The sequence below is a fragment of the Mesorhizobium sp. M8A.F.Ca.ET.207.01.1.1 genome (assembly GCF_004794715.1).
Classification (GTDB): domain Bacteria; phylum Pseudomonadota; class Alphaproteobacteria; order Rhizobiales; family Rhizobiaceae; genus Mesorhizobium.
On sequence record NZ_SRUS01000384.1, the window covers coordinates 1 to 319 of the forward strand.

General features: G+C 63.0%; 1 protein-coding gene. It reads right to left on the bottom strand.

Annotation, left to right across the window (positions count from 1 at the left end):
• Positions 1 to 232, bottom strand: a 232-nt coding sequence (locus EN850_RS35015; protein ID WP_136093031.1) for a potassium-transporting ATPase subunit KdpA, incomplete at its 3' end; no start/stop codon positions are given.
• Between the last annotated feature and the right edge of the window lie 87 nt (positions 233 to 319).

Sequence of the window (319 nt, forward strand, 5' to 3'; positions counted from 1 at the left end):
CCTGGGTCAATACAGCGACCACCACGTTGCTCAGTACGAAGGCCAGTACGTAACCGCGCCAGGACATCGCGCGCGAGGGATCGACGCCGAACACCGTGTACAGCGGCTTTTCGATCCAGTTGAACAGCACGTCGACCTTCATCGGCGTGCCGCGCATCACGCGGGCCAGGTACAGGCCCAGCGGCCACGCCAGCAGCAGGCTGGCGGCAAGAATGACAAGCATCTCAGTCATGGCCGGCTCCGTTAGAACGACTCGGGCCGCAGCACGACATAGAGAAGATAGGCGGCGGCGACCAGCACCAGCACGCCACACAACAAC